This window comes from Micromonospora sp. NPDC000089 (assembly GCF_042899365.1).
Lineage (GTDB): Bacteria > Actinomycetota > Actinomycetes > Mycobacteriales > Micromonosporaceae > Micromonospora.
This window is the reverse complement of record NZ_JBIAZT010000001.1, coordinates 33,055-57,508: the sequence shown is the minus strand read 5'-3', so window position 1 is coordinate 57,508 and position 24,454 is coordinate 33,055. Positions and strand designations below refer to the sequence as shown.

Below are 24,454 nucleotides of genomic sequence, written 5' to 3'. Positions count from 1 at the left end.
CGGACGGGCGGCCCCGGAGGAACCGGGACCGCCCGTCGGGTCGTACGCGATCAGTTGGGGCTGGCGTCCCGGGCCGGCAGCCGGACCGTCTCCACCGACGGGGCGTCGCCGTCCAGGCCGGAGATCCAGCCGGTCACGTCCCGGGCCACGTCCTGGGCGGTCAGCCGCAGGTCGGCGAGGATCTGCGCCCGGGTGCCGTGCGGGTGCCAGTCGGCCGGCACGCCGAGGTCACGCAGCGGGACCCGGACGTCGGCGTCCCGCATGGCCTGGCCGAGCGCGTCACCGACCCCGCCGACCCGGACGCCGTCCTCGACGGTGACCACGAGCCGGTGGCCGGCGGCCAGCTCGACCAGCTCGGCCGGGACCGGGCGGACCCAGCGCGGGTCGACCACGGTGACCCCGTAGCCCTGCTCGGCCAGCCGCGCGGCGACCTCCATGCCGAGCTGGCCGAACGAGCCCACCGCCACCAGCAGCACGTCGGTGCGCGCCGACTCGGCCAGCACGTCGACCGGGCCGACCCGGCGGATCGCCGGCAGGTCGGCGGCGACCGTGCCGGTCGGGAAGCGGACGATGGTCGGGCCGTCGTCGACGGCCAGCGCCTCGCGCAGCTCCTCGCGGAGGCTGTCGGCGTCCCGCGGCGCGGCGATCCGCAGGCCGGGCACCACCCCGAAGACGGACATGTCCCAGATGCCGTAGTGGCTGGGCCCGTCGGGGCCGGTGATCCCGGCCCGGTCCAGCACGAAGGTCACCGGGAGCTTGTGCATGGCCACGTCCAGCAGGACCTGGTCGAAGGCGCGGTTGAGGAAGGTCGCGTAGACCGCCACCACCGGGTGCAGCCCGCCCATAGCCAGGCCGGCCGCCGAGGTGGCGGCGTGCTGCTCGGCGATGCCCACGTCGTACACCCGGTCGGGGTGCTTGCGGGCCAGCGCGGCGATGCCGGTCGGCTCGGCCATCGCGGCGGTGATGCCCACCACGTCCGGCCGCTCGTCGGCGATCGCCACCAGCTCGTTCGCGAAGACGTGGGTCCACTTCACCGACGGGGCGGCGACCAGCCTGCCGGTCTCCACGTCGAAGGCGCCACCGGGACCGTGCAGGCAGTCGGCCTCGTCGTCCTCGGCCGGGCGGTAGCCGTAGCCCTTGCGGGTGACCGCGTGCACGATCACCGGGCCGCCGAAGTTCTTCGCCGCGCGCAGCGCCGCCTCGACCGCCGGCACGTCGTGGCCGTCGACCGGGCCGACGTACTTGATGCCGAGGTCCTCGAACATCGCCTGCGGGGCGACCGCGTCCTTGATCCCCTTCTTGACCGCGTGCAGCACCTCGTACATCGGCTTGCCGACGAACGGGGTGTTGCCCAGCGCGTCCTTGACGGTGTCGAGGACCTTCTCGTAGCCGGGGTTGAGCCGCAGCGAGGAGAGGTGGTCGGCCAGGCCGCCGATGGTCGGCGAGTAGGACCGGCCGTTGTCGTTGACCACGATCACCAGCGGGTTGCCGGCGGTGGCGATGTTGTTCAGCGCCTCCCAGCACATGCCGCCGGTCAACGCACCGTCGCCGACCACGGCGACCACGCTGCGCTGCTCACCGCGCAGCGCGTACGCCTTGGCCAGGCCGTCGGCGTAGGACAGCGCGGTGGAGGCGTGCGAGTTCTCGATCAGGTCGTGCTCGCTCTCGGCCTGGCTCGGGTAGCCCGACAGGCCGCCGCGCTGGCGGAGCTGGTCGAAGCCGTCCTGCCGGCCGGTGAGGATCTTGTGCACGTACGACTGGTGGCCGGTGTCGAACAGGAGCCGGTCGCGCGGCGAGTCGAAGACCCGGTGCATGGCCAGGGTCAGCTCGACGACGCCCAGGTTCGGGCCGATGTGCCCACCGGTGCGGGAGACCTTGGCGATCAGGAAGTCGCGGATCTCGGCGGCGAGGATGTCCAGCTGCTCGGCGGTCATCCGCTTCACGTCCTGCGGCCCACGGACGGCGCCCAGCAGCCGACCGTGGTTGGCCGTGTCCTCTTCAACACTCATGACGTGAGAGTCTATCGGCCGCCCGCAGCACCGCAGCTCGACCGGGGATCACCGCGGGTCCACCTCGTCGACGACCAGCCGGCGCGGCGGCGCGGGCGGGGTGGCGGCGTACGCCGGCCCGGCCGGCGTCCAGGAGCCCAGCACGGCCGCCCGGGAGGCGCCGGTCACCGAGGGCACCGCGCCGGGCAGACCGTGCCAGGACAGCCAGCCCAGCAGGGCGAACGCGTACGCCTCCTTGGCCTGCGCCGGCACCCCCAGCTCGTCGGTGACGCGCAGCCGCCACCGGCCGGCGCCGAGGGCGGCCAGCCGGCCCAGCAGGGTGGGATTGCGCACTCCGCCGCCGGCCGCGATGACCTCCGTCACCCCGTGCCGGTCGCACTCGGCGGCCACCGTGCGCGCGGTCAGCTCGGTGAGGGTGGCCAGCACGTCGTCCGGGGCCACCGGCCCGGCCTGGGCCAGCCGCTCGTCGAGGTAACCGGCGTGGAACAGCTCCTTGCCGGTCGACTTGGGCGGGGGCGCGGCGTAGTACGGCTCGGCGAGCAGCAGGTCCAGCAGCCCGGCGTGCACCCGACCGGCGGCGGCCCGCGCCCCGTCGACGTCGCAGGGGCGGTCGAGGAAGCGCCGGGCCGCCGCGTCCAGCAGCGCGTTGGCCGGGCCCACGTCGTAGCCGAGGACCGGCGCCCCGGGCGCGACCACGGTGAGGTTCGCGATCCCGCCCAGGTTCAATGCCGCCCGCACCGCTGCGCTGTCCGAGCCCCGCGCTGCGCGGGGGGCGGCGGCCGGGTCGAGCAGCAGCGCGTCGAACGCCGGGACCAGCGGCGCGCCCTGCCCGCCAGCCGCCACGTCCGCCGAGCGCAGGTCGTGCAGCACCGGTACGCCGACCCGCGCGGCCACCCGGGCCGGCGCGCCGAGCTGGAGCGTGCCGCGCACCCGCCCGCCGTCGACCCAGTGGAAGACGGTCTGCCCGGGCGACACGACCGCGTCGGCCGTGCCACCGGCCAGCTCCACCCCGACCGCCGCCGCCTCGGCGAACACCTCGCCGAGCCGGTTGTCCAGCCGGCAGACCGCCTCGATCGTGGTGGCCGCCGGGGGCAGCAGCGCGCCGATCGCGGCCCGCAGGTCGTCCGGGTAGGTCAGCTCGCGGTGCCCGAGCGGCCGCAGCCGGAGCGTCTCGGAGTCGAGGCGGAACTCCCCCGCCACCACGTCCACCCCGTCGTACGAGGTGCCCGACATCAGCCCGACGATCTTCATCGCGCCAGGCTAGTCCCGGGCCGCCGCCGGGGGCAGGAAGAGGCCGACCAGCTCGACGTGCTGGGTCATCGGGAACAGGTCGAAGCCGCGCAGCTCGGCCAGCCGCCAACCGGCCCCGGTGAAGGTGCGCACGTCCCGGGCGAAGGCGGCGGGATCGCAGGCCACGTACGCGACTGCGCGCGGCCCGGCCGCGACCAGGCCGCGCACCACCGCCGCGCCGGCCCCGGAGCGCGGCGGGTCGAGCACCACCAGGTCGACCGGGCCGGTGATCCGGCGCCGGGCCAGCGCGGTCTCCACCCGAGCGGCGACCGCCTCCACCCTGGGCAGGTCGGTGAGGTTCCTCCGGGCGGCCTCGACGCCCTCGGCGGCCGCCTCGACCAGGGTGATCCGGGCGGCCGGCCCGACCCGGTCGGCGAGCGCGGCGGCGAACAGCCCGGCCCCGCCGTACAGGTCCCAGGCGGATTCTCCGGGGCGCGGGTCGAGCAGCTCCAGGACCGCGTCGACCAGCGCGTCGGCGGCGGCCGGGTGCACCTGCCAGAAGCCTCCGGCGGGCAGCGTCCACTCCCGGCCGGCGGCCCGCTCCCGGACGCTCTGCGGCCCGCTGACCGGCGTGCTCTCCCCGTCGGCCATCGCGGTCACGCTGACGTCCCCGCCGGTGGAGGCGACCGTCTCGACCGCCTCCGCGTCCGGCCAGCGCACGCCCGACGGGGTGAGCACCGGCAGCTCCTGGATCGCCGGATGGGCGATCAGGCAGCGCTCGATCGGCACCACCTCGTGCGAACGGTGCTTGAGCAGGCCCGCGCGGCCGGCCCCGTCGACCGCGTAGCGGACCCGGGAGCGCCAGCCGAGCGGGCCGCCGGGCAGCGGGGCGACGGCCACGCCCAGCGCGTCCGCCTCGGCGTCGGTCAGCCCGCCGAGGCGGGTGAGCTGCTCCCGCACCACCGTGGCCTTCCAGGCCAGCTGGGCCGCGGGCGCGACGTGCTGCAGGTCGCAGCCGCCGCACCGGCCGGGACGGGCGTACGGGCACGGCGGGGGGACCCGGTCCCGGGAGGGGTCGAGGACCTCCACCGCGTCGGCGCGGGCGAACCCCTTGTGCAGCTCGGTCACCTCGGCCACCACCCGCTCACCGGGCAGCGCGTGCCGGACGAAGACCACCTGGCCGTCGACCCGGGCCACGCAGTGGCCGCCGGGGGCGACCGCGTCGACCATCAGCTCGACCCGCTCGGCCTCCTCCAGCCCGCGCCGCTCGCCCACCGCGTCCCCGGTCACGGCCGCCCCCCAGGGCCGCTCTCGCCGGACGGGGCGGAGACCACCGGCGGGACCTCCGGCGGCAGGGTGCTGCGCGGCGCGACCCGCGGCCCCCGGGCGGGGGTACGGGTCAGCGTCGCGTCCAGTCGGTCCAGGTTCTTGCTGGCGGTGGAGGCGAGCTGCCACGGCACGCTGGTCACCATCACCCCGGGCTCGAACAGCAGCCGGCCCTTGAGCCGCAACGCGCTCTGGTTGTGCAACAGGTTCTCCCACCAGCGGCCGACGACGTACTCCGGAATGAAGACGGTGACCACGTCGCGGGGCGACGCCCGGCGGGTGTTCGCCACGAAGTTCAGGATCGGCCGGGTGATCTCCCGGTACGGCGAGTCGATCACCGTGAGCGGGACGGGCAGCTCCCGCCGCTCCCAGTCGGCCTGCAGGTCCCGGGTGTCCTTCTCGTCCACGTTCACGGTGACCGCGGTCAGCGTGTCCGGGCGGGTCGCCCGGGCGTACGCGATGGCCCGCAGGGTCGGCTGGTGCAGCTTGCTGACCAGCACGATGGCGTGGTTGCGGGCGGGCAGCACGCCGCGCGCCTCGGTCGGCTCCAGCTCGGTGGCGACCCGGTCGTAGTGCCGGCGGATGGCCAGCATCAGCACGTAGATCACCGCCATCGCGGCGATCGCGATCCAGGCGCCGAGCAGGAACTTGGTGACCAGCACGATGATCAGCACGACGCCGGTGAGCACCATGCCGAAGGCGTTGATCGCCCGGGAGCGGAACATCCGACTGCGCGCCTGCGGGTCCCGCTCGGTACGCAGGTGCCGGTTCCAGTGCCGGATCATGCCGGCCTGGGAGAGCGTGAACGAGACGAACACGCCGACGATGTAGAGCTGGATCAGCCGGGTCACCTCGGCCTGGAAGCCGACGATCAGCACCACCGCGGAGACGGCGAGGAAGATGATGCCGTTGGAGAAGGCCAGCCGGTCGCCCCGGGTGTGCAGCTGCCGGGGCAGGTAGCGGTCCTGCGCCAGGATCGAGCCGAGCACCGGGAAGCCGTTGAACGCGGTGTTCGCGGCCAGGAACAGGATCAACGCGGTCATCCCGGCGACCACGTAGAGCAGGACCGAGCCGGAGCCGAACACGGTCTCGCCGAGCTGGGTGGTGACAGTCTTCTGCACGTACCCGTCGGGGCCGGAGATGATCTGTGACGGGTCCTCGACGAACTGCAGGCCGGTCAGCCGGGCCAGCCAGATGATGCCGACCAGCATGCTCACCGCGATGGTGCCGAGCAGCAGCAGCGTGGTCGCCGCGTTCTTCGACTTGGGGGCCTTGAACGCCGGCACCCCGTTGGAGATCGCCTCCACGCCGGTGAGCGCGGCGCAGCCGGAGGAGAAGGTGCGCAGCAGCAGGAAGATCAGCGCGAACCCGGCCACGCTGTGCTCGGGCCTGATCTCCAGCCCCGCGCTGGGGGCGCGCAGCTCGTCACCGAGCACGAACACCCGGATCAGGCCGGTAATGATCATGCCGCCGATCACGATCACGAACCCGTAGGTGGGGATGGCGAAGGCGGTGCCCGACTCGCGCAGGCCGCGCAGGTTCATCGCGGTGAGCAGCACCACCGCGGCGACCGCGATCAGCACCTTGTGGGTGGCCACGAACGGCACCACCGAGCCGAGGTTGGCCACCCCGGAGGAGACCGACACGGCGACGGTCAGCACGTAGTCGACCAGCAGCGCGCTGCCCACCGCCAGCCCGGCGCGCGGCCCCAGGTTGACCGTGGCCACCTCGTAGTCGCCGCCGCCGGAGGGGTACGCGTGCACGTTCTGCCGGTAGCTGGCCACCACGGTGAGCATCACCACGACGACCGCGAGGGCGATCCACGGCGAGAAGAGGAACGCCGACGCGCCCGCGATGGAGAGGGTCAGCAGGATCTCGTCCGGCGCGTACGCGACGCTGGACAGCGCGTCGGAGGCGAAGACGGGCAGCGCGATGCGCTTGGGCAGCAGGGTGTGCTGGAGCCGGTCGGACCGGAACGGTCGACCGAGGAGGAGTCGCTTCAGCAGCGAGGTGGGACGGGCCACAAGCGCCAAGGGTACGACCACCGTCCACCGCCGTTCCAGGGGTGCCTGATCACGTTCTCCGGCGTCCGCGCGGTACGGTCGGTCACCCGCCGGCGGCCCGGACGTGGCAGGCTCGCAGTCGACAGGCGCGCCCAGGACGGGCGGCACCTTGGGAGGGACACCGTGCACGTCGTGATCATGGGTTGCGGCCGGGTCGGCTCGACCCTGGCCCACAGCCTGGAGTCCCGGGGACACTCGGTGGCCGTGATCGACCAGGACGCCGACGCGTTCCGCCGGCTCGGCCCCGACTTCGCCGGCATCACCGTCACCGGCGCCGGCTTCGACGGTGAGGTGCTGCGGCAGGCCGGCATCGAGCGGGCCGACGCCTTCGCCGCGGTGTCCAGCGGCGACAACTCCAACATCATCTCCGCGCGGCTGGCCCGCGAGACGTTCGGCGTCTCCCGGGTCGCCGCCCGGATCTACGACCAGCGCCGGGCCCAGGTCTACGAGCGGCTCGGCATCCCCACCGTGGCCACCGTGCGCTGGACGGCCGACCGGATGCTGCGGCACCTGGTCCCGGAGGGCAACGTGGAGATCTTCCGCGATCCCACCAGCACCGTGTCGATCATGGAGATCCCGGTGCACAAGGACTGGGTCGGCCGGCCGCTGCGCCAGCTCGAGGAGGCCGCCGGCGCCCGGGTGGCGTACCTGACCCGGTTCGGCATCGGCACGCTGCCCACCGGCTCCACCGTCGTGCAGGAGGGTGACCAGCTCTACGTGCTGGTCACCGACGACATCGTCGCCTCGGTCACCGCGGTGGCCGCGACGCCGCCCGAAGGAGGGCACTGAGTCATGCGGATCGCCATCGCCGGCGCCGGCAACGTGGGCCGGTCGATCGCCCAGGAGCTGATCGACAACGGCCACCAGGTGATGCTGATCGAGCGGCAGCCCAAGATGCTCCGGCCCGACCGGGTGCCGGCCGCCGACTGGGTGCTCGCCGACGCCTGCGAGCTGGCCAGCCTGGAGGAGGCGAACGTCTCCGGTTGTGACGTGGTGGTCGCCGCCACCGGTGACGACAAGGTCAACCTGGTGGTGTCGCTGCTGGCCAAGACCGAGTTCGCGGTGAACCGGGTGGTGGCCCGGGTGAACCGGGCGGAGAACGAGTGGCTCTTCACCGAGCAGTGGGGCGTCGACGTGGCGGTCAGCAAGCCGCGGGTGATGGCCGCCCTGGTGGAGGAGGCGGTCACCGTCGGCGACCTGGTCCGGCTGATGACGTTCCGGCAGGGCGAGGCGAACCTGGTGGAGATCACCCTGCCGCCCACCGCGCCGTACGTCGGCCAGCCGATCCACGCCGTGCCGATTCCCCGGGACGCCGCGCTGGTGGCGATCCTGCGCGGCAAGCGGGTTCTGGTGCCCAGCCCGGACGACCCGATCGAGGCCGCCGACGAGCTGATCTTCGTGTGCACCGCCGAGGTGGAGGACGAGGTCCGCGCGGTGATCCTCGGGGCGGACAGCGTCGAGCGCACCCGCGGCACCGGCTGAGCCGCCCGCCGGGGTGGCCCCCGGTGCCCGCGGGTCGGCCCGGTCGGTCAGGCGCCGGGCAGCGGCTGCGGCGCGTTCTCCCGGGTCACCCGGCGCACCGTCCAGACGGTGATCAACAGCAGCAGCGCGTACGGCGGGTAGCCCAGGGCCAGCCGGGCCACCCCCAGCGCGGTGTCCTGGTGGGCCAGGTAGAGGGCGGCCTGCACGCCGACCTTGGCCAGCCAGACCACACCCCAGAGCACGGTGAGCTGGGTGAAGGTGCGCACCAGCCGCGGGTCGTGCCGCCAGCCGGCCTGCCCCTTGGCGACCAGCACCGACCAGATCCAGCCGACCAGGGGCTGGCGGACGGCTGCCGATACCAACAGGGCCACCCCGTAGCCGATGCCGTAGAGGATGCCGGGGAGGTAGAAGTCGCGCTCGTCGCCGGTCTTCCAGGCGATGGCCGCGCCGACGGCGATGCCGAACAGGCCGTTGACCGCGTGCCGCACCGGGCGGCGCTGGGCCAGCCGGACCACCGCGATCAGCAGCGCCACCGCGATCGAGGCGAGCACCGCCGGGCGCAGCTCACCGACGACGTTGGCCAGGACGAAGACCACCACCGGGATGCTGGACTCGACCAGCCCGCGCCAGCCGCCGAGCTGGTCGGCCATCTGCTCCGCGATGGTGGGCAGCCGCTCGTCCTCGGGCAACCCGGTCACCGGGTCGGTCGTCGGGTGCTGCCCGGTAGTGGGGTGCTGTCCGGTCGTCACTTCGGCGACTCCAGCTCGTAGTACGGGTTGTAGATGACCTTGCGATCGTCCCGGACCGCCACCCGCCCGCGCGCGGTCAGGTGCCGGCCCGGCTCGATGCCGGCGATGTGCCGCCGACCCAACCAGACCAGGGTGACCACGTCGCTGCCGTCGTAGAGATCGGCCTCCAGGGTGGGCAGGTTGGTGCGCGGCGTGTAGACGACGGTGCGCAACCGCCCGGTGACCGAGACCAGCTGGCCCCGGGTGCACTGCCGGGCCGGCACGCCGCCGCACTGTGCGCTCTCGCGTTGCAGCTCTTGCGCCTCGATCTCGGCCTCGGTGGCGGTGAGCCGCTGCAGGATGCGCCGCAGCGACACCCGGCCCTGGTCGGTCGACATGACCTCCGCGTCACCTCTCCACGCCGGCCGGCCCGCGCCGGCACCTGCCCGCCGGCGTACCGCCGGATCGTCCCGCCAGCGTACGCCGAACCGGCGCGCGACCGGGTCCGGCGTCCGGCTCGGGCCCGCGGACAGGGCTCGGGCCCGGGCGCGAGGTCGCGCCCGGGCCCGGTGACCGGTCGGTCAGGCCCCGCTGGGGCCGGATGCCGGGGCGGCCTCGCCGCCGGCCTGCTCGGCGAACTCCCGGGGCAGCCGCAGCGGGAGCGGCTCGCGCACCGGCTTCGCCTCGTTGCCCCGGTCGACCACCAGGCCGTCCAGGCAGAGCGCCAGCGGGCCGGCGGCGGCCGGGTTCGTCGCGGCGGCGCCCTGGAAGACGCCCCGGACCATCCAGCGCGGCCCGTCGACCCCCACGAAGCGCAGGTCGGTCAGGCCGTCCGGGGTGCGCACCCGGGCGTGCAGCTCGGTGCCGTACTCGCCCTGCGCCTCCTGGGCGGCCGCACCGTCGGCGAACAGCGACTGCCGGATCTCCTCGCGCACCTCGTCCCAGATGCCCTCGGAGCGGGGGGCGGCGAACACGCCGAGCTGCAGCGCGCTCTCCCCGTGCACGAGCACGACCTGCTGGATCACGCCCTGCGGGTCGGCCTGCACCCGCACCTCGACCTCGGGCACCGCGGGGATGCGCAGGCTGCCCAGGTCGAGGCGCTCAATGTCGTCCTCGACCTCGGTGGCGTCGTAGGGGCCACGCGCCGGCACCTGCGGGTCCTGCCCGGTGTCCTGCGGGTCGAGCCCGGTGGCCCGGTCGTCCTGGGCGTGCCGCCCGTCACCGGCCCGCTTACGGCTGAAGATCACTGCGTCCACCCTCCGCTGTTCGCACTCACCCTGCCACCTCTTCCGTCCGAACGCCGCCCCGACCCGCGCCGGCGGCGCCGGCCGTCCCACCGGGTGCCGGCACCAGCCCGGCGTGGCCGCCGGTGGAGCCGTGCCCGCCGGTGCCGCGCGGCGACCCGGGCAGCTCCGTCACCGGCCGGAACTCGGCCCGCTCCACCCGCTGCACGACGAGCTGGGCGATCCGGTCACCACGGGAGATCCGGGCCGGCGCGTCCCGATCATGGTTGATCAGGTTGACCATGATCTCACCCCGGTAGCCGGCGTCGACCGTACCGGGGGCGTTGAGCACCGTCACGCCGAGCCTGGCCGCCAGGCCCGAGCGCGGGTGGACCAGCCCGACGTAACCCGGCGGCAGGGCCAGCGCCACGCCGGTGGGGACCAGGGCCCGGCCGCCGGGCGGCAGCTCGACGTCCGCGGCGGCCACCAGGTCGGCCCCGGCGTCGCCGGGATGGGCGTACGCGGGCAGCGGCAGCTCCGGATCGAGCTGCCGCACGGGTACGGGTACCACGTGGGTCACGGTCTCCTCTTCCGTCGGCGTTCGCGGGGTGCCCTGCCATCCTGCCGGTTCGACCGGCCGGCGTGCGCCGTACCCTGGCAGGAGTGAGCCTGTCGCCTTCCCCGTCGTCGCCGCCCCGGCGCCCCGCGGCGACCGCGGGCTACGCCGAACGGCTCTCGCTGCCCTGGTGGTTCTGGCTGTCCGCGCTGGCGCTGGCCGGGCTGGCCGCCGCCGAGATCTGGATGGGCGCCACCGGGGTGCGCGCCTGGCTGCCCTTCGCGCTGCTCATCCCGGCGACCCTGGTCGGCCTGTGGCGGCTCGGTCGCGTGCGGGTCGCGGTGCGCGACGGCGAGCTGTGGGTGGACGACGCCCACCTACCGGTGCGCCTCGTGGCCGACGCGGTGCCGCTGGACGCGGACGGGCGGCGTGAGGTGCTCGGCGTGGGCGCGGATCCGCTCGCCTTCGTCGTGCAGCGGCCGTGGATCGGCGGCGCGGTGCAGGTGGTGCTGGCCGACCCGGCCGATCCCACCCCGTTCTGGGTGGTGAGCAGCCGGCATCCGGCCCGGTTGGCCGAGGCCCTGCTGGCCGCCCGCGACGACGCCGGCTGAGCGTCGCCGGGACGACCCCGCGGAAGAGGCGACACCGGGCGGAACCGGTCACCGGCACGTGTCGTCGGTGATCCGCTCGACGGCGGTCAGGGCAGCGCCGGGCGACCGTGCGGCGGCAGCGCGCCGCCGGACTTGCGCAGGTCGCGGCGCAGCTGCTCGGCCAGCGTCTTGGTCGAGCGCTGGTTGAGGTAGCTGGCCACCGCCGCGCCGGTGAGGAACGGGCCGAGCGTGGTGAGGTTGCGACCGAACCGCTTGAGCAGGGTGTCGCGCAGCTCGCGGCGGGCGGCGGTGCCGAGCACCGCGCTGACCCCCACACCGGGCATCATCGGGTTGATCCCGCGCTGGCTGGCCCAGGACTGCACGAGCGCCACGGCACGCTGGGTGCCGCCGGTCGGCAGCGGAACGCGGTAGATCTCGTGCAGCTCGCCGATCAGCTTCAGCTCGACGGCCACCACGGAGACCGTCTCGGCGGCCAGCAGCACCGGGGCGGAGAGCAGGGTCGGGGTGACCACCCACTCCACCGAGGCGACACCACCACCGGCCGCGCCGACACCGGCGGTGGCCCGGGCGGCGTTGCGGACCAGCCGGTCGGCGAGCGCCTCGTCGTCCAGGCCGGGAAAGTGCCGGCGCAGGGTGGCCAGGTCGCGGATGGGCACGTGCGGCGCGACGTCGCCGACCGTGTCGGTCATCCAGCGCACCGCGGCCCTGGGCTTGAACAGGTCGCCCACCCCACGCGCGCGGACCTGGCCGACCAGCCGGGTGAGCAGTTGCCGGCGGCGGGACGGGGCGAGGTCGTCGGCGGTCAGCTCCGCGACGGTGGCGCCCAGCTCGTCACCGGCCCGGTCGGCGGCACTCTCCGTGCCGTCGCCCGGGAACGGGTCGACCCGGTCGCCCGGTTCGGGGCGCCCGGACGCCTCGTTCCGTTCGCCGTGCTCGTTCATCCGCCAGTCCTCCAAGGATCCCGTCGGCGTGGAAACTACCCCTGAAGTCAAGCAGTTCCGCGCCACGCCCGCACGGCGGCGCGGGCAGCGGCGGCCCCGCCGGGGAGGCCGCCGCGTGGATCGGGGGTCAGACGCACTCGCGGCAGATCAGATCGCCGTTGCGCTCGACCGCCAGTTGGCTGCGGTGGTGGACCAGGAAGCACCGGCCGCACCGGAACTCATCCTGCTGCATCGGGAGGACCTTGACGGTGAGCTCCTCGTCGGCGAGGTCGGCACCGGGCAGCTCGAAGCTCTCGGCCACCTCGGCCTCGTCGACGTCCACGGCGCCCGACTGTGAGTCGACCCGCCGGGCCTTGAGCTCTTCCAGGCTGTCCTCGCCGAGGTCGACCTCGTCGCGACGCGGGGCGTCGTAGTCGGTGGCCATCGGTTTCACTCTCCAATATCGATGTTGTCGCTTCCGGTTGTAACGCCGGGCGACGCTGTTTCGGTTCCCGCTGGGCGGACAATTCTGTCGGTCAGCCGACCCGACGGTCGGGCGAGCCGGAGCCGCCAGGGAAACACCCCCAGCGAGCGCGGAACCTTACCCCCTCGTGGGCGAGGCATGTATACCGCCCTCGTGGCTGAGATGTACGCCCCTGGCCCCCGAGTTGTTCCCGATGTGACTCAGGCGACACGAAGATAGGGGTAGTACTACCCGGTTCCCTGATGGCGCGCCGGCATGTCGGACTGTTTCCACGCGACCGCCGGACAACCGTTAACCTCAGCGGCGTACTCGACGGCCGGCGGGGCGGTCCGACCGCCGGCAACCACCATCACCGTCACGTCCCCGGGGAGCGCCCAGATGAGTTTTGCGCGAGTGCGAGCACTCGTTGTCGTCGGTCTGCTGGCGGTCATCGCCCTGGTGTTCGTGGTCGTCGCCCTGGTCAAGGACACCCAGGGCAAGGCCGGCCTCGCCGGCGGCTGCCCGGACGGCTGGCCACTGGCCGACGTCCGGCTGCGGAACAACCAGGACGTGAAGATCAACGTCTACAACGGCACCAACCAGCCGGGCCGGGCGGCGGACGTCGCGGACGACTTCCGCAACCGCAAGTTCCAGGTGAAGAAGGTGGCCAACGCGCCCAGCGGGGTCGACGGCGTGGCCGTCCTGCGGTACGGCCCGAAGGGGGTCGGCTCCGCCCACCTGCTGCGGGCGTACTTCCTGAACAACGCCGACCCCAAGTACGACGCCAAGCGCACCGACGACACGGTCGACGTGATCCTGGGCAGCTCGTTCCAGCAGCTGGCCACCACCACCGAGGTCAACCAGTCGCTCGGTGACCTGGGGGCGCCGGTCGCGCCGGACGGCTCCTGCCCGATGCCGGTGAAGTAGCGGCCCCCTTCGGCCCCGGTCACGGGCCGCCGGAGGCGTCCAGCGCGGCCAGCCGGTCGTGCAGCGCCCCGACGAGCGCGGGCGGCGCGGCGAGCACCAGGTCCGGTCCGGCGGGCCGGCCGCGCAGCCCGCTGACCCGCAGGCCCGCCTCGGTGGCCACCAGCCCGCCGGCGGCCAGGTCCCAGGCGGCCAGCCCCTTCTCGTAGTACGCGTCCACCCGGCCCTCGGCGGCCAGGCAGAGGTCCAGCGCGGCCGCGCCGAAGCGGCGGATGTCCCGCACGTGCGGGATCAGCTCGGCGACCACCCGGGCCTGGTGGGACCGGCGGGCGGCGGCGTAGCCGAACCCGGTCGCGACCAGCGCCTGACCCAGGTCGGTCTCGGTGGAGCAACGCAGCCGCCGCCCCTCCCGCCAGGCGCCGCCGCCCGCGGTGGCGGTCCACTCCTCGCCGGTGAAGACGTTGCGCACCACGCCGGCGACCACCGCGCCGTCCACCTCGGCGGCCAGCGAGACCGCGCAGTACGGCAGGCCGTAGAGGTAGTTGACCGTGCCGTCGATCGGGTCGACGATCCAGCGGACCCCGCTGGCCGCCGCGGCCGGTTCCCCGGCGCCGTACTCCTCGCCGAGCACCGCGTCGTCCGGCCGGAGCGCGGCCAGGGCGTCCAGCACCTGCCGCTCCACCGCCCGGTCGGCGGCGGTCACCACGTCGGTGACGGTGCTCTTGGTGGCCGCGACGGACACCCCCTCGGCCCGCATCCGGTACGCGGTGGCCGCCGCGTCGCGGGCCACCGTCACCGCGATCTCCAGCAGCCGCGTCGGCGTCGGCGTCGGCGTCGAACGGGTCATGGTGTTCGTCCCCTTCCCGCACGAGGCGGAACATCCGAGTTCGCGCGTGGGTATCATCCTTACAAAGTCCACAACTGCGCCCAATCGGCGGTCCCTGCCCGCCGGTCCGCCGTGCGCCGCAGGATGATCGCCGCAGACGGCGTTACAATTCACCCTGCCCACGTGCACCGGACCGCCGCCGACCCGGCCGGAACGGGACACGGGGGTCCCTCAGACATCGTCCGGCACGGTCGTCCCACGCTGCGCCGGGCACCCCGGCCGTGCTCGCTCTTTCGCCTCCGGAAGGTCATTCGTGACAGAACCACGCCAGACCGGCGCCGACGTTCGCTCGCTCACCGACACCCTGATCGCGCACGCGCAGAGCGCCGGCGGTCAGTTGACGTCGGCCCAGCTCGCGCACACCGTCGAGGCCGCTGAGGTGACCCCGGCCCAGGCCAAGAAGATCCTGCGGGCGCTCTCCGACGCGGGCGTGACGGTGGTGGTGGACGGCTCCACCAGCACCCGTCGCCGGGTGGCCGCCGCCCGGTCCGCCACCCCGGCGTCCCGGGCCGCCACCGCGAAGACCACCAAGAAGGCCGCCGCGCCGGCGCCCAAGCAGGCGCCCGCCGCCGAGGAGGCGACGGCGCCCGCGCCGCGCAAGGCGGCGCCGCGCAAGGCCACCGCCACGACCACCGCCGGGGTGGCCGCCAGGGCCGCCACGCCCGCCGCCAAGGCGACGAAGGCCACCCGCGCCACCAAGGCGACGGTGGCCGCCGCCGGCGCCACCAAGGCCGCCAAGGCGACCGACGGCAAGGTCAAGGGCGAGGGCGCCGAGGGCGAGATCGACCCGGAGGAGCTGGCCGCCGAGATCGAGGACGTGGTGGTCGAGGAGCCGGCCGAGCTGACCCAGGCCGCCGAGACCGACGCCGCCGCCTCCGCCACCGACAACGACTTCGAGTGGGACGACGAGGAGTCCGAGGCGCTCAAGCAGGCGCGCCGGGACGCGGAGCTGACCGCCTCCGCCGACTCGGTCCGGGCGTACCTCAAGCAGATCGGCAAGGTCCCGCTGCTCAACGCGGAGCAGGAGGTGGAGCTGGCCAAGCGGATCGAGGCCGGGCTCTACGCCGCGGAGCGGCTGCGGGCCGCCGACGAGGGCGAGGAGAAGCTCGTCCGGGACATGGTCCGGGACCTGGGCTGGATCTCCCGCGACGGCGAGCGCGCCAAGAACCACCTGCTGGAGGCCAACCTCCGACTGGTGGTGTCGCTGGCCAAGCGGTACACCGGCCGGGGCATGGCCTTCCTCGACCTGATCCAGGAGGGCAACCTCGGCCTGATCCGGGCGGTCGAGAAGTTCGACTACACCAAGGGCTACAAGTTCTCCACGTACGCCACCTGGTGGATCCGGCAGGCGATCACCCGGGCGATGGCCGACCAGGCCCGCACCATCCGCATCCCGGTGCACATGGTCGAGGTGATCAACAAGCTCGGCCGCATCCAGCGTGAGCTGCTTCAGGACCTGGGCCGCGAGCCCACCCCGGAGGAGCTGGCCAAGGAGATGGACATCACCCCGGAGAAGGTGCTGGAGATCCAGCAGTACGCCCGGGAGCCCATCTCGCTCGACCAGACCATCGGCGACGAGGGCGACAGCCAGCTCGGTGACTTCATCGAGGACTCGGAGGCCGTGGTCGCGGTCGACGCGGTCTCCTTCTCGCTGCTGCAGGACCAGCTCCAGCAGGTGCTGCAGACGCTCTCCGAGCGTGAGGCGGGCGTGGTACGCCTGCGCTTCGGTCTGACCGACGGCCAGCCGCGCACCTTGGACGAGATCGGCCAGGTGTACGGCGTGACCCGGGAGCGGATCCGGCAGATCGAGTCCAAGACGATGTCCAAGCTGCGCCACCCGTCCCGTTCTCAGGTGCTGCGCGATTACCTGGACTGAGCCCGCGCGTCAACCAGCCGTGTCGGTTTGATCACCAGCCGTAGAACACTCAAAGGTGATCGGGCGTTTGCTCGTTTGTGATCGTTGACGTGGCACCCTTGGTGCACGGCACACTGTCTCCCTGCAATGTGTGACCTCGGTCGCCCGCGGGCACACAGGGAAGGCAGGGCCCGGCCCGGGTGTTGCACGATGGGTGAGCAAGGACCGAAGAGAGTGTTCATCGGTGACGACCAGAGGAGGAAGGCGATGACCCCGACCCTCACGCCGCCGCCCGAAACGGTGGCTCCCCCAGCCGCCGATGAACGGTGCGACCGCTGCAATGCTGCCGGCAAGCTCCGCATCACTCTGGCGGGTGGGAGCGAGCTGGTGTTCTGTGGGCACCACGCGAACAAGTACGCGGAGGATCTGGTGAAGATCACCGTGCGCTACGCGACGGACCCGGAGTTCAGCTGGCGTGGCGCCGATCTGATGGCGAACTGAGATCCGAAAACCGCAACCGACGACATGAGCCGGCCGGAGACCCACCAGGGTCTCCGGCCGGCTTCTGCGTAGGGCGGCTCAGAGCGTCTGCACGGTGGCGATCCGCTCCTCGAGCTGCTCGATGGTCGCCTGGGCGCTGGGCGGGCCGCCACAGAGCCGGCGCAGCTCGGCGTGGATCTTGCCGTGCGGCTGGCCGGTGCGGTGGTGCCGGGCCGCCACCAGGGCGTTCAGCTGGCGACGCAGCGCCACCCGACGCTGGGCGGCGCTCATCGGTGCCGGCGGGGCCGCGGGGGCCGCAGCGGCCGGCTCAGCGGCCGGGGTGGCCGTCCGGCGGCGCTGGGCGGCGAGCTGCTCGGCCTGGCGCTTGGTCAGCAACAGCGAAACCTGGTCGGCGGTGAGCAGGCCGGGCAGGCCCAGGTACTCCTCCTCCTCCGGGGTGCCCGCCTGGGCCGCCGTGCCGAAGGACGCTCCGTCGAAGATCACCTGGTCCAGCTCGGCGGTGGCGGACAGCGCGGCGAACCGCTTCTCCAGCTCGCCGCTGGCCTGGTCGTCGCGCTGGGCGCGCTCCAGCAGGTCGTCGTCGAAACCCTCGCGGTCCTTGGGCTTGCCGAGCACGTGGTCCCGCTCGGCCTCCATCTCGCTGGCCAGCCCGAGCAGGTGCGGCACGCTGGGCAGGAAGACCGACGCGGTCTCCCCCGGACGGCGGGCCCGGACGAAGCGGCCGATCGCCTGCGCGAAGTACAGCGGCGTGCTGGCGCTGGTGGCGTAGACGCCGACCGCCAGCCGGGGGATGTCCACCCCCTCGGACACCATCCGGACCGCGACCAGCCAGCGCTGCTCGGACGCCGCGAACGACGCGATCCGGCCGGAGGCGCCCTGGTCGTCGGAGAGCACCACCGCCGCCCGCTCGCCGGTCAGCCGCTCGATCAGCTTGGCGTACGACCGGGCGGTCTGCTGGTCGCTGGCGATCACCAGGCCGCCGGCGTCCGGCATGCCGGCGTTGCGCAGCACGGTCAGCCGGGCGTCCGCGGCGCGCAGCACCTGGGGCATCCAGTCGCCGGCCGGGTCCAGGGCGGTCCGCCACGCCTGGGCCACCAGATCCTGGGTCATCGGCTCGCCCAGCCGGGCGGCCAGCTCGTCGCCGGCGTTGGTCCGCCACCGGGTCTCCCCCGAGTACGCCAGGAACAGCACCGGCCGGACGACGCCGTCGCGCAGCGCGTCGGAGTAGCCGTAGACGGAGTCGGCCCGAGAGCGCAGCAGGCCGTCGCCGCCCCGCTCGTACTCGACGAACGGGATCGGGTTGTCGTCGGAGCGGAACGGCGTGCCGGTGAGCATCAGCCGGCGTACCGCGGGCTCGAAGGCCGCCTTGACGCCGTCGCCCCAGGTCCGCGAGTCGCCGGCGTGGTGGATCTCGTCCAGGACGACCAGCGTGCGCCGGGTCATGGTGCGCCGCCGGTGCACCTGGGGCGCCATGCCGACCTGGGCGTAGGTGACCACGGCGCCGTGGAAGTCGGCGGCGGAGTGCAGGTCGGCGTTGCGGAACGCGGAGTCCAGCTGGATGCCGACCCGGGCCGCGGCGGTGGCCCACTGGGTCTTCAGGTGCTCGGTGGGAGCGACCACGGTGACCGCCTCGACGGTGCCGTCGGCCAGCAGCTCGGCGGCGATCCGCAGGGCGAAGGTGGTCTTGCCGGCGCCGGGGGTGGCCACCGCGGTGAAGTCGTCGGTGCGGCGGCGCAGGTACTCCACCAGCGCCCTGCGTTGCCAGGCCCGCAGGGGCGGGAACGTCTCGAGCGCCGGCGTCCGGGCTGCCACGCGAAGGCTCCTCTCCGACCACCTCACCGGCGGACCCGGGCCGAGGGCCACGGGTGCCGCCGCCCATGAAAACGCCTCCGCGCAGATGTTGCCGCGAAGGCCGGCCCCAGCATAACCAGCGGACGTCCCTCGGCCTATCCGACGCCACGCTGGTCACATCCGACACCCCCGCCCGCGCACCCACCCCTGCGGGCAGCGCACTCACTCCTGCGGGCCGCGCACCCCGGTCCTGGGCGGTTGCAGCGTCGCCACCGGGGCGGACCACCGCCGCCGCAACGCCACCAGCCGGAGCACGAACACCAGCACCGCCGCACCCGTCAGCGGGAGCGTCCCGGCGTACCCCAGGGCGTCCAGCAGGACCACGGCGACCGCGCCGGCGAGCGCGGCCACCGCGTAGATCTCCCGGCGCAGCACCACCGGGATCTCGGCGGTGAGCAGGTCCCGGCCCAGGCCGCCGCCGATCGCGGTCAGCATGCCGAGCACGATCGCGCCGACCGGCGGCACCCGGGCGTCGAGCGCCTTGAGGGTGCCGGTGACGGTGAACAGGGCCAGCCCGGCGGCGTCCAGCACCAGGACGGTGGTCCGCAGCCGGGCGAGCTGGGGGTGCAGCCAGAAGACGGCGGCGGCGGTGACCGCGGCGGTGCTGGCGTAGCGCCAGTCCGCGAAGGCCAGCGGCGGCGACTCGTCGATGACCAGATCCCGGAAGATGCCGCCGCCGAGCGCCGCCACGAAGCCGACGAAGACGACGCCGAAGATGTCGAGCCGCTTGGCCACCGCCGCGGAGGCACCGGAGGCGGCGAAGACGGCCACCCCGGTCAGGTCGGCGAGGAGCAGGGCGGTGGAGGTGGTCACGGCCGAAGGTTACGGCGACGGTCGGGCCGGCCGGCCGGGATCACTCCCGGTAGGAGTCGTAGATCTCCTTGCACTTCGGGCAGACCGGCGAGCCCGGCTTGGCGGCCTTGGTCACCGGAAAGGTCTCACCGCAGAGCGCCACGACGAAGGTGCCCATGACGGCACTCTCGGCGATCTTCTCCTTGCGGACGTAGTGGAACATCTCCGGACCGGTGTCCGCGTCCTTCAGCTCCGGACGCTCCAGAATCTGTGTGCTCACGTCTGCACCTCCAACGGTCAATTCTGGCAGGTGGCCCCGAGCCGGTCCACCGCAGGCCCGCTCAGGGCTCGGCGTCGATGACCCGGTGCGGGCGCTCCTCGGCGGTCAGGCTCATCGGCGGGGTCTCGTCCCGGCGCCGGGGTTGGAACCGCCCGGCCAGCCGGTGCTCCTCCTTCGGCGGCCGGTCGTTGGCCAGCAGCACGGCCAGCCAGGGAATCAGGATCATGCCGAGCGCGACGAGCGACAACCAGAGCCAGAGCAGGGGCGCCTTCGTGCCGACCAGGATCGCGCCGGCGATCACGCAGGCCACCCGGATGCCCATCATCAGCACGTACCGCTTCTGCCTGCTGGTGAGCTGGTCCTCCTGGCTGCGCGAGGCGTCGGTGATCAGGATCGGCTGGTACGCCTGATGCTTCACCACGGACCTCCTCGAGGGGATTCCCTTCATCCTGTCACCACCGAGCCGTGATCAGCCAAAATCGACGCGTACCAGTTGCGTGTTACGTGCGTGGTACGCTGCCCGCGTGGGCAGCCGTTTCAGCTTCACCGACGAGGCGTTGGCCAACCTGCGGGTCTACGACGTCGCGCCCGGGGAAGTCTGGGAGGCCCTGCACAGCACCCGCCGGGTGATCCGGCACCTGGGCGACGACGTGATGGTCGTCTACGCGGCGAACCGCCGCGGCCGACGACTGGCCGTGCTGCTCGCCGAGGCCGACGGCACCGACAACGATTGGGACATCCTCTCCGCCCGCGAGCTGAGCGACGTCGAGGCCAAGCGCTACGACGAGGCCGTGCGGAGATCGCGCCGATGAGGAGGCGACGGCGATGAACCGTAACGAGGCCACCAAGCGGTTCCACGGCGACGACCCACTCGCCGACCTGATCGACGAGAGTCCGCCGCTGGAGCTGCCCACCCCCGACACCGACGTGCCGATGGTCAGCCGCTCGGTGCGCCTGCCGCTGGAGACGTACGACCGGGTCCGGGCGGCCGCCGAGGCACGCGGCATCGGCGTGACCACGCTGATGCGGCAGTGGATCGAGGCCGGCCTGGCCGACCTGGACGACTCGGCCACCGTGTCGCTCGCCGACGTGCGCCGCGCCCTGGCGTCGCTGTCCCGCCCGACCGCCGCCTGAGCGGGCCACCGGGGCCGGTGCGCCCGCCCCGCTACAGCGGCGGGGTGGGCTCCTCGAGCGGCCGACCGTGGGCCCGCAGCGCGTCGCCGGCCGCGATCCCGCCGAGCAGCGCCGCGACCAGCGCCAGCACGCCGACCGGTGGCAGCCGCGCCGCCACCGGGAGCAGCGCCAGCAGCAGCGCCACCCCGAGCACCCGGCTACGGGACACCCGGCCGAAGATCTCGTACTCGAGGCGGGCGCGGGCGGCCAGGAAGAGGGCGGGCCCGCCGGTCACGAAGAACGGCCAGCCCCGCGTCGCCGGCCCGTACGGGTGTGCGACGACCAGCTCGTAGCCGACCCCGGTGAGCAGCACACCCGCCACGATGACCAGGTGGGTCCAGCTCGCCGACTCGCCGAGCACCCCCGGCCGGCGGGCCGCCCGGATCGCGTCGGCCAGCACGTGACCGGCCCGGTGGAAGTAGATCCGCCAGAGCAGGGCCGTGGTCATGAAGGAGAGCGTGAACGCGAGCGCGCCGCCGACGGAGAACGCCTCGCCGCTGTAGGCCAGCCCGATGACCAGGATGTTCTCGCCGAGCGCGATGAGGAAGAACTGCTGGTACCGCTCGGCCAGGTGCTCCCCCATCACCGCCCAGCCGGCGGCCCGCGCCGATCCCCGCCCCGGCAGCGGCCAGCCCAGCGCGAGCCCGACGTAGTCCCAGGCCAGGGCCGCCACCCAGAGCGCCGACCGCCACCCCGGCAGCAGGGCGCCGGCCAGCCACGGCACCGCACCGATCGCGAACCAGAGCAGGATCCGGGCGGTGACCGCGCGCCGGGGATGCCCGCGCAGCGCCAGGGTGAGGAAGAGCGGCCGGCCGACCTGGATCGCCACGTACCCCAGCGCGAACGCCAACGCCCGCTCGGCGAACGCCCGCGGGATCGCCACGGCCATCACCATGCTGGCGAACATCGAGGCGCTCACCAGGACGTGGATGGCGGGCCGGTCGGGGTCATACCGGCTGGTAACCCAGGCGGCCATCGTCCAGACCATCCACAGCGCGAGGAAGAGCAGCACCGTCTGGGCGGTCTCCCGCAGCACGTCGCGCCCGTGGGCCGTCAGGTCGTCGATCAGCCGCTGCGAGACCCGGGTCAGCGCGAAGACGAAGACCAGGTCGAAGAAGAGCTCCAGGAAGGTGGCCCGGGCGGAACTGACCTCGCCGCGCACCAGCGCCCCGCCCCGCCCGTCCGCCATCGCCCGCCCGTCGCCGCTGTCGCGGAGCACAACGAGCGGCCGTACCGGCCGGTTGCGTCAGCCCTTGGCGGCCTTCGCCGCCGCCTTGGCCGCCTGCTTGAACTCGCGGACCCGCCGCAGCGACTCCGGGTCGGTGATGTCGGCCACCGACCGGTACGCGTCGGCGTCGCCGTACGGCCCGGCCGCCTCGCGCCAGCCGTCCGGCCGCACGTCGTACCGCTTACCGAGCAGGGCCACGAAGATCTGCGCCTTCTGCCGGCCGAAGCCGGGCAGGTCGCCGACGCGGCGCAGCAGCTCCCGGCCGTCGGCGACGTCGGCCCAGAGACCGGCGGCGGCGCCGTCGTACCGGTCGACCAGCGCCCGGCAGACCTCCTGGACCCGGCCGGCCATCGCCTTCGGGAAGCGGTGCAGGGCCGGCGGGGTGGCGAAGATCGCGACCAGCGCCTCCGGGTCGTGCTCGGCCAGCTCCCGCGCGCCCGGCTCGTGGCCGAGCCGCTGGGCCAGCACGTACGGCGAGGAGAACGCCTTCTCCATCGGGATCTGCTGGTCCAGCACCATGCCGATGAGCAGCGCCAGCGGGTCGCGCTCCAGCAGCCGGTTGGCCTCGGGGTCGATGGGCAGCGACAGCGTCATCCCCACATCCTGCCCGACCCGACCGTCCCGACCGGGCCGACTCCCCGGCGGGCTCATCGTGCCGGCCATCGAGGGTGCCGGTCCGGATCGGCGTCCGGGCCGGGAGCCGGCGATCCGGAGGCGCCGCGGCCGACCCGCCGCCGACGGGAGCGCCACGCGGCCGACCCGGCGACCGGGCGGTTCTTCCGGGGTGCGGGCCGACCGAGGCTCGCCACGGGGCAGGATGGCGAGGTGGACCGACACGACATGCTGCTCTCCCCCGCCGGCGTCGAGGCGCTGCGCACCGCGCTGACCCGGGCGGACTTCACCTCGAACGGGATCGCCGGCCGGCTCGGCCCGACGGCCACCGGCGGCGCCGCCCGCAACGACTTCCGCGCCGCGCTGCGGGCCACCGAGGACCGCGATCCGCTGGCCACGCTGATCCGGGTGTTCATCTGCGACCAGACCGAGGCGGAGTCCATGGTGGCCGCCGCGCTCGCCCCGCTCACCGTCGCCGACGCCCTCGCCGGGGGCATCGTCGAGCGGCACGGCGACGGGCTGCGTGCCGGCGTCGACCTGGAGCCGTACGGGGACGACTGGTGGGTGCTCGCCGACGTGCCGGCCAGCGCCCGACCGGGCCGACCGCTGCACAGCGAGCACGTGCTCGGCATCGGCGGGGCGACCCAGACGCTGATCGGCGCCACCGTACGCCGGCCGGTGGGCACCGCGCTGGACCTGGGCACCGGCTCCGGCGTGCAGGCGCTGCACCTGGCCACCCACGCCCGTACGGTCACCGCGACCGACGTCTCCGAGCGGGCGCTGCGGTTCGCCGCCACCACCGCCGCGCTCAACGGGCAGGACTGGGAACTGCTCCGCGGCGACATGGTCGCCCCGGTGGCCGGGCGCCGCTTCGACCTGGTGGTCAGCAACCCGCCGTTCGTGGTCGGCCCGGGCACCACCACGCACGTCTACCGGGACTCCGGCCGGGTCGGCGACGCCATCGGGTCCGAGCTGGCCGCCGCCGCGCCGGGCCTGCTCACCGAGGGCGGGACCATGCAGTACCTGGCGAACTGGGTGCACGTCGCCGGCGAGGACTGGGCCGAGCGGGTGACCGGCTGGTTCGCCGGAACCGGCCTGGACGCCTGGGTGATCCAGCGCGAGGTCGCCGACCCGATGGCGTACGTGAACCTGTGGCTGACCGACGTGGGCCACGCGGCCGACCCGGAGCGAATGGCCGCCTGGCTGGACTGGTTCGACGCGCACAAGGTGGAGGCGATCGGCTTCGGCATCGTCTCGCTGCGCCGGGCCGGCCACGACGACCCGCTGATCCGGGTGGAGGACCTGCGCCAGCGGGTCCAGCCGCCGATGGGCGACCAGATCGCCGCCTGGTTCGACCGGCAGGACTTCCTCCGGGTACGCGGCACCGAGGCGCTGCTCGCCGAGCGCTACCGGGCCGCTCCCGGCCTGCAGCTGCGGCAGGAGGCCACCATGGGCGAGGACGGCTGGGCGGTCGACCGGCAGGTCCTGGTGATGCCGCACGGCCTGCGCTGGTCGGAGGAGATCGACCCGTTGGTGCTGGCCCTGGTCGGCGGCGCCGACGGCCGGATGCCGCTGCGCGACCAGCTCGCCCTGCTCGCCGCGGCGCACGATGTGACCGTCGACGAGCTGGCCGAGGCCGCCGGCCCGATCGTGACGCACCTGGTCGAGCGCGGCCTGATCGAGCCGGTGACGCCGTGACTCCCGGCCGATCCGCCCGCGCGACCAGCAGCGCCTCCCGCCG

The 24,454-nt window shown here is 73.9% G+C and carries 26 protein-coding genes; 9 read left to right on the top strand and 17 right to left on the bottom strand.

The genetic code is table 11. From position 1 onward, the window contains the following. Positions 1-50 precede the first annotated feature (50 nt). From dxs to ACFY3U_RS00270, 4 genes are read right to left on the bottom strand one after another with little or no spacing between them, the layout of a single operon-like run. Entirely contained in the window at positions 51-2,009 is a 1,959-nt protein-coding gene (gene dxs / locus ACFY3U_RS00285) for a 1-deoxy-D-xylulose-5-phosphate synthase (RefSeq protein ID WP_387192409.1), read from the bottom strand. A 48-nt stretch (positions 2,010-2,057) separates the two neighbouring features. Further along, positions 2,058-3,260 carry an anhydro-N-acetylmuramic acid kinase gene (locus ACFY3U_RS00280; RefSeq protein WP_387192406.1) on the bottom strand — a complete coding sequence of 401 codons (1,203 nt, stop codon included), beginning with the start codon at positions 3,258-3,260 and terminating at the stop codon, positions 2,058-2,060. A gap of 9 nt (positions 3,261-3,269) precedes the next feature. Continuing rightward, complete coding sequence (locus ACFY3U_RS00275; protein WP_387192403.1) at positions 3,270-4,529, bottom strand: class I SAM-dependent RNA methyltransferase; 1,260 nt, start codon at positions 4,527-4,529, stop codon at positions 3,270-3,272. Further along, positions 4,526-6,589 (bottom strand): APC family permease, encoded by a 2,064-nt coding sequence (locus ACFY3U_RS00270; RefSeq protein ID WP_387192400.1) that lies wholly within the window; start codon positions 6,587-6,589, stop codon positions 4,526-4,528. Before ACFY3U_RS00270 ends, ACFY3U_RS00275 begins: the two co-directional genes overlap by 4 nt. Before the next feature lie 162 nt (positions 6,590-6,751). Between ACFY3U_RS00270 and ACFY3U_RS00265 the strand changes: the two genes are divergently transcribed. Both ACFY3U_RS00265 and ACFY3U_RS00260 read left to right on the top strand, forming a co-directional pair. Further along, entirely contained in the window at positions 6,752-7,417 is a 666-nt protein-coding gene (locus tag ACFY3U_RS00265) for a potassium channel family protein (RefSeq protein ID WP_387192398.1), read from the top strand. Positions 7,418-7,420: 3 nt separating this feature from the next. Further along, positions 7,421-8,110 carry a potassium channel family protein gene (locus ACFY3U_RS00260; protein WP_387192395.1) on the top strand — a complete coding sequence of 230 codons (690 nt, stop codon included), beginning with the start codon at positions 7,421-7,423 and terminating at the stop codon, positions 8,108-8,110. Between the two features lie 47 nt (positions 8,111-8,157). Here the strand turns inward: ACFY3U_RS00260 and ACFY3U_RS00255 are convergent, their stop codons facing one another. From ACFY3U_RS00255 to dut, 4 genes are all read right to left on the bottom strand, one after another. Beyond that, complete coding sequence (locus ACFY3U_RS00255; protein WP_387192392.1) at positions 8,158-8,859, bottom strand: DUF3159 domain-containing protein; 702 nt, start codon at positions 8,857-8,859, stop codon at positions 8,158-8,160. Beyond that, on the bottom strand, positions 8,856-9,236 hold the full coding sequence (locus ACFY3U_RS00250; RefSeq protein WP_387192389.1) for an OB-fold nucleic acid binding domain-containing protein: 381 nt from the start codon (positions 9,234-9,236) through the stop codon (positions 8,856-8,858). Before ACFY3U_RS00250 ends, ACFY3U_RS00255 begins: the two co-directional genes overlap by 4 nt. Before the next feature lie 183 nt (positions 9,237-9,419). Continuing rightward, entirely contained in the window at positions 9,420-10,085 is a 666-nt protein-coding gene (locus ACFY3U_RS00245; protein WP_387192386.1) for a DUF3710 domain-containing protein, read from the bottom strand. A 25-nt stretch (positions 10,086-10,110) separates the two neighbouring features. Next, positions 10,111-10,641: a dUTP diphosphatase gene (dut, locus tag ACFY3U_RS00240; protein WP_387192383.1), complete on the bottom strand. Its 531-nt coding sequence runs from the start codon at positions 10,639-10,641 to the stop codon at positions 10,111-10,113. 83 nt (positions 10,642-10,724) lie between these two features. Here dut and ACFY3U_RS00235 point away from each other — a divergent pair, with 83 nt between their 5' ends. Further along, positions 10,725-11,228: a DUF3093 domain-containing protein gene (locus tag ACFY3U_RS00235; protein WP_387192381.1), complete on the top strand. Its 504-nt coding sequence runs from the start codon at positions 10,725-10,727 to the stop codon at positions 11,226-11,228. 86 nt (positions 11,229-11,314) lie between these two features. Here the strand turns inward: ACFY3U_RS00235 and ACFY3U_RS00230 are convergent, their stop codons facing one another. Next, a complete protein-coding gene (locus tag ACFY3U_RS00230; RefSeq protein ID WP_387192378.1) occupies positions 11,315-12,169 on the bottom strand; it encodes a hypothetical protein in 855 nt (284 codons plus the stop codon). A 127-nt stretch (positions 12,170-12,296) separates the two neighbouring features. Further along, positions 12,297-12,593, bottom strand: a complete 297-nt coding sequence (locus ACFY3U_RS00225) for a DUF4193 domain-containing protein (protein WP_067315205.1) — start codon at positions 12,591-12,593, stop codon at positions 12,297-12,299. Positions 12,594-13,025: 432 nt separating this feature from the next. Here ACFY3U_RS00225 and ACFY3U_RS00220 point away from each other — a divergent pair, with 432 nt between their 5' ends. Then, entirely contained in the window at positions 13,026-13,538 is a 513-nt protein-coding gene (locus ACFY3U_RS00220) for a LytR C-terminal domain-containing protein (RefSeq protein WP_387194056.1), read from the top strand. 19 nt (positions 13,539-13,557) lie between these two features. On the opposite strand, the gene ACFY3U_RS00215 is transcribed toward ACFY3U_RS00220, so the two are convergent. Beyond that, the gene (locus ACFY3U_RS00215) at positions 13,558-14,382 is read right to left on the bottom strand and encodes an inositol monophosphatase family protein (RefSeq protein WP_387192374.1); all 825 of its coding nucleotides are present in this window, start codon (positions 14,380-14,382) and stop codon (positions 13,558-13,560) included. Between the two features lie 292 nt (positions 14,383-14,674). Here ACFY3U_RS00215 and ACFY3U_RS00210 point away from each other — a divergent pair, with 292 nt between their 5' ends. Together ACFY3U_RS00210 and ACFY3U_RS00205 are read left to right on the top strand one after the other, a co-directional pair. Then, complete coding sequence (locus tag ACFY3U_RS00210) at positions 14,675-16,297, top strand: RNA polymerase sigma factor (RefSeq protein ID WP_387192371.1); 1,623 nt, start codon at positions 14,675-14,677, stop codon at positions 16,295-16,297. A gap of 246 nt (positions 16,298-16,543) precedes the next feature. Beyond that, a complete protein-coding gene (locus tag ACFY3U_RS00205; protein ID WP_036374862.1) occupies positions 16,544-16,777 on the top strand; it encodes a hypothetical protein in 234 nt (77 codons plus the stop codon). A 78-nt stretch (positions 16,778-16,855) separates the two neighbouring features. Here ACFY3U_RS00205 and ACFY3U_RS00200 read toward each other — a convergent pair whose 3' ends face one another. The 4 genes from ACFY3U_RS00200 to ACFY3U_RS00185 all read right to left on the bottom strand — a co-directional run bounded on the left by ACFY3U_RS00200 (position 16,856) and on the right by ACFY3U_RS00185 (position 20,118). Then, positions 16,856-18,589 carry a DEAD/DEAH box helicase gene (locus ACFY3U_RS00200; protein WP_387192368.1) on the bottom strand — a complete coding sequence of 578 codons (1,734 nt, stop codon included), beginning with the start codon at positions 18,587-18,589 and terminating at the stop codon, positions 16,856-16,858. 201 nt (positions 18,590-18,790) lie between these two features. Further along, the gene (locus tag ACFY3U_RS00195) at positions 18,791-19,441 is read right to left on the bottom strand and encodes a trimeric intracellular cation channel family protein (RefSeq protein ID WP_387192365.1); all 651 of its coding nucleotides are present in this window, start codon (positions 19,439-19,441) and stop codon (positions 18,791-18,793) included. Between the two features lie 40 nt (positions 19,442-19,481). Further along, positions 19,482-19,700 (bottom strand): DUF3039 domain-containing protein, encoded by a 219-nt coding sequence (locus ACFY3U_RS00190; protein WP_346535762.1) that lies wholly within the window; start codon positions 19,698-19,700, stop codon positions 19,482-19,484. A 61-nt stretch (positions 19,701-19,761) separates the two neighbouring features. Next, positions 19,762-20,118, bottom strand: coding sequence for a DUF3099 domain-containing protein (locus tag ACFY3U_RS00185; RefSeq protein WP_387192361.1), 357 nt, complete (start codon positions 20,116-20,118; stop codon positions 19,762-19,764). Positions 20,119-20,224: 106 nt separating this feature from the next. Between ACFY3U_RS00185 and ACFY3U_RS00180 the strand changes: the two genes are divergently transcribed. Both ACFY3U_RS00180 and ACFY3U_RS00175 read left to right on the top strand, forming a co-directional pair. Further along, positions 20,225-20,512, top strand: a complete 288-nt coding sequence (locus ACFY3U_RS00180) for a hypothetical protein (RefSeq protein ID WP_387192358.1) — start codon at positions 20,225-20,227, stop codon at positions 20,510-20,512. Between the two features lie 13 nt (positions 20,513-20,525). After that, entirely contained in the window at positions 20,526-20,834 is a 309-nt protein-coding gene (locus ACFY3U_RS00175; protein ID WP_387192354.1) for a hypothetical protein, read from the top strand. 31 nt (positions 20,835-20,865) lie between these two features. On the opposite strand, the gene ACFY3U_RS00170 is transcribed toward ACFY3U_RS00175, so the two are convergent. Continuing rightward, positions 20,866-22,092: a low temperature requirement protein A gene (locus ACFY3U_RS00170; protein ID WP_387192351.1), complete on the bottom strand. Its 1,227-nt coding sequence runs from the start codon at positions 22,090-22,092 to the stop codon at positions 20,866-20,868. Positions 22,093-22,119: 27 nt separating this feature from the next. Further along, positions 22,120-22,695: an HhH-GPD-type base excision DNA repair protein gene (locus tag ACFY3U_RS00165; RefSeq protein WP_387192348.1), complete on the bottom strand. Its 576-nt coding sequence runs from the start codon at positions 22,693-22,695 to the stop codon at positions 22,120-22,122. 231 nt (positions 22,696-22,926) lie between these two features. Between ACFY3U_RS00165 and ACFY3U_RS00160 the strand changes: the two genes are divergently transcribed. Further along, positions 22,927-24,411 carry a methyltransferase gene (locus ACFY3U_RS00160; protein WP_387192345.1) on the top strand — a complete coding sequence of 495 codons (1,485 nt, stop codon included), beginning with the start codon at positions 22,927-22,929 and terminating at the stop codon, positions 24,409-24,411. Positions 24,412-24,454 lie beyond the last annotated feature (43 nt).

Coding starts and splice junctions, on each gene's coding strand:
- dxs (WP_387192409.1), bottom strand. CDS start 2,009: ATGAGTGTTGAAGAGGACACGGCCAACCACGGTCGGCTGCTGGGCGCC.
- ACFY3U_RS00280 (WP_387192406.1), bottom strand. CDS start 3,260: ATGAAGATCGTCGGGCTGATGTCGGGCACCTCGTACGACGGGGTGGAC.
- ACFY3U_RS00260 (WP_387192395.1), top strand. CDS start 7,421: ATGCGGATCGCCATCGCCGGCGCCGGCAACGTGGGCCGGTCGATCGCC.
- ACFY3U_RS00250 (WP_387192389.1), bottom strand. CDS start 9,236: ATGTCGACCGACCAGGGCCGGGTGTCGCTGCGGCGCATCCTGCAGCGG.
- ACFY3U_RS00230 (WP_387192378.1), bottom strand. CDS start 12,169: ATGAACGAGCACGGCGAACGGAACGAGGCGTCCGGGCGCCCCGAACCG.
- ACFY3U_RS00225 (WP_067315205.1), bottom strand. CDS start 12,593: ATGGCCACCGACTACGACGCCCCGCGTCGCGACGAGGTCGACCTCGGC.
- ACFY3U_RS00215 (WP_387192374.1), bottom strand. CDS start 14,382: ATGACCCGTTCGACGCCGACGCCGACGCCGACGCGGCTGCTGGAGATC.
- ACFY3U_RS00205 (WP_036374862.1), top strand. CDS start 16,544: ATGACCCCGACCCTCACGCCGCCGCCCGAAACGGTGGCTCCCCCAGCC.
- ACFY3U_RS00175 (WP_387192354.1), top strand. CDS start 20,526: ATGAACCGTAACGAGGCCACCAAGCGGTTCCACGGCGACGACCCACTC.
- ACFY3U_RS00165 (WP_387192348.1), bottom strand. CDS start 22,695: ATGACGCTGTCGCTGCCCATCGACCCCGAGGCCAACCGGCTGCTGGAG.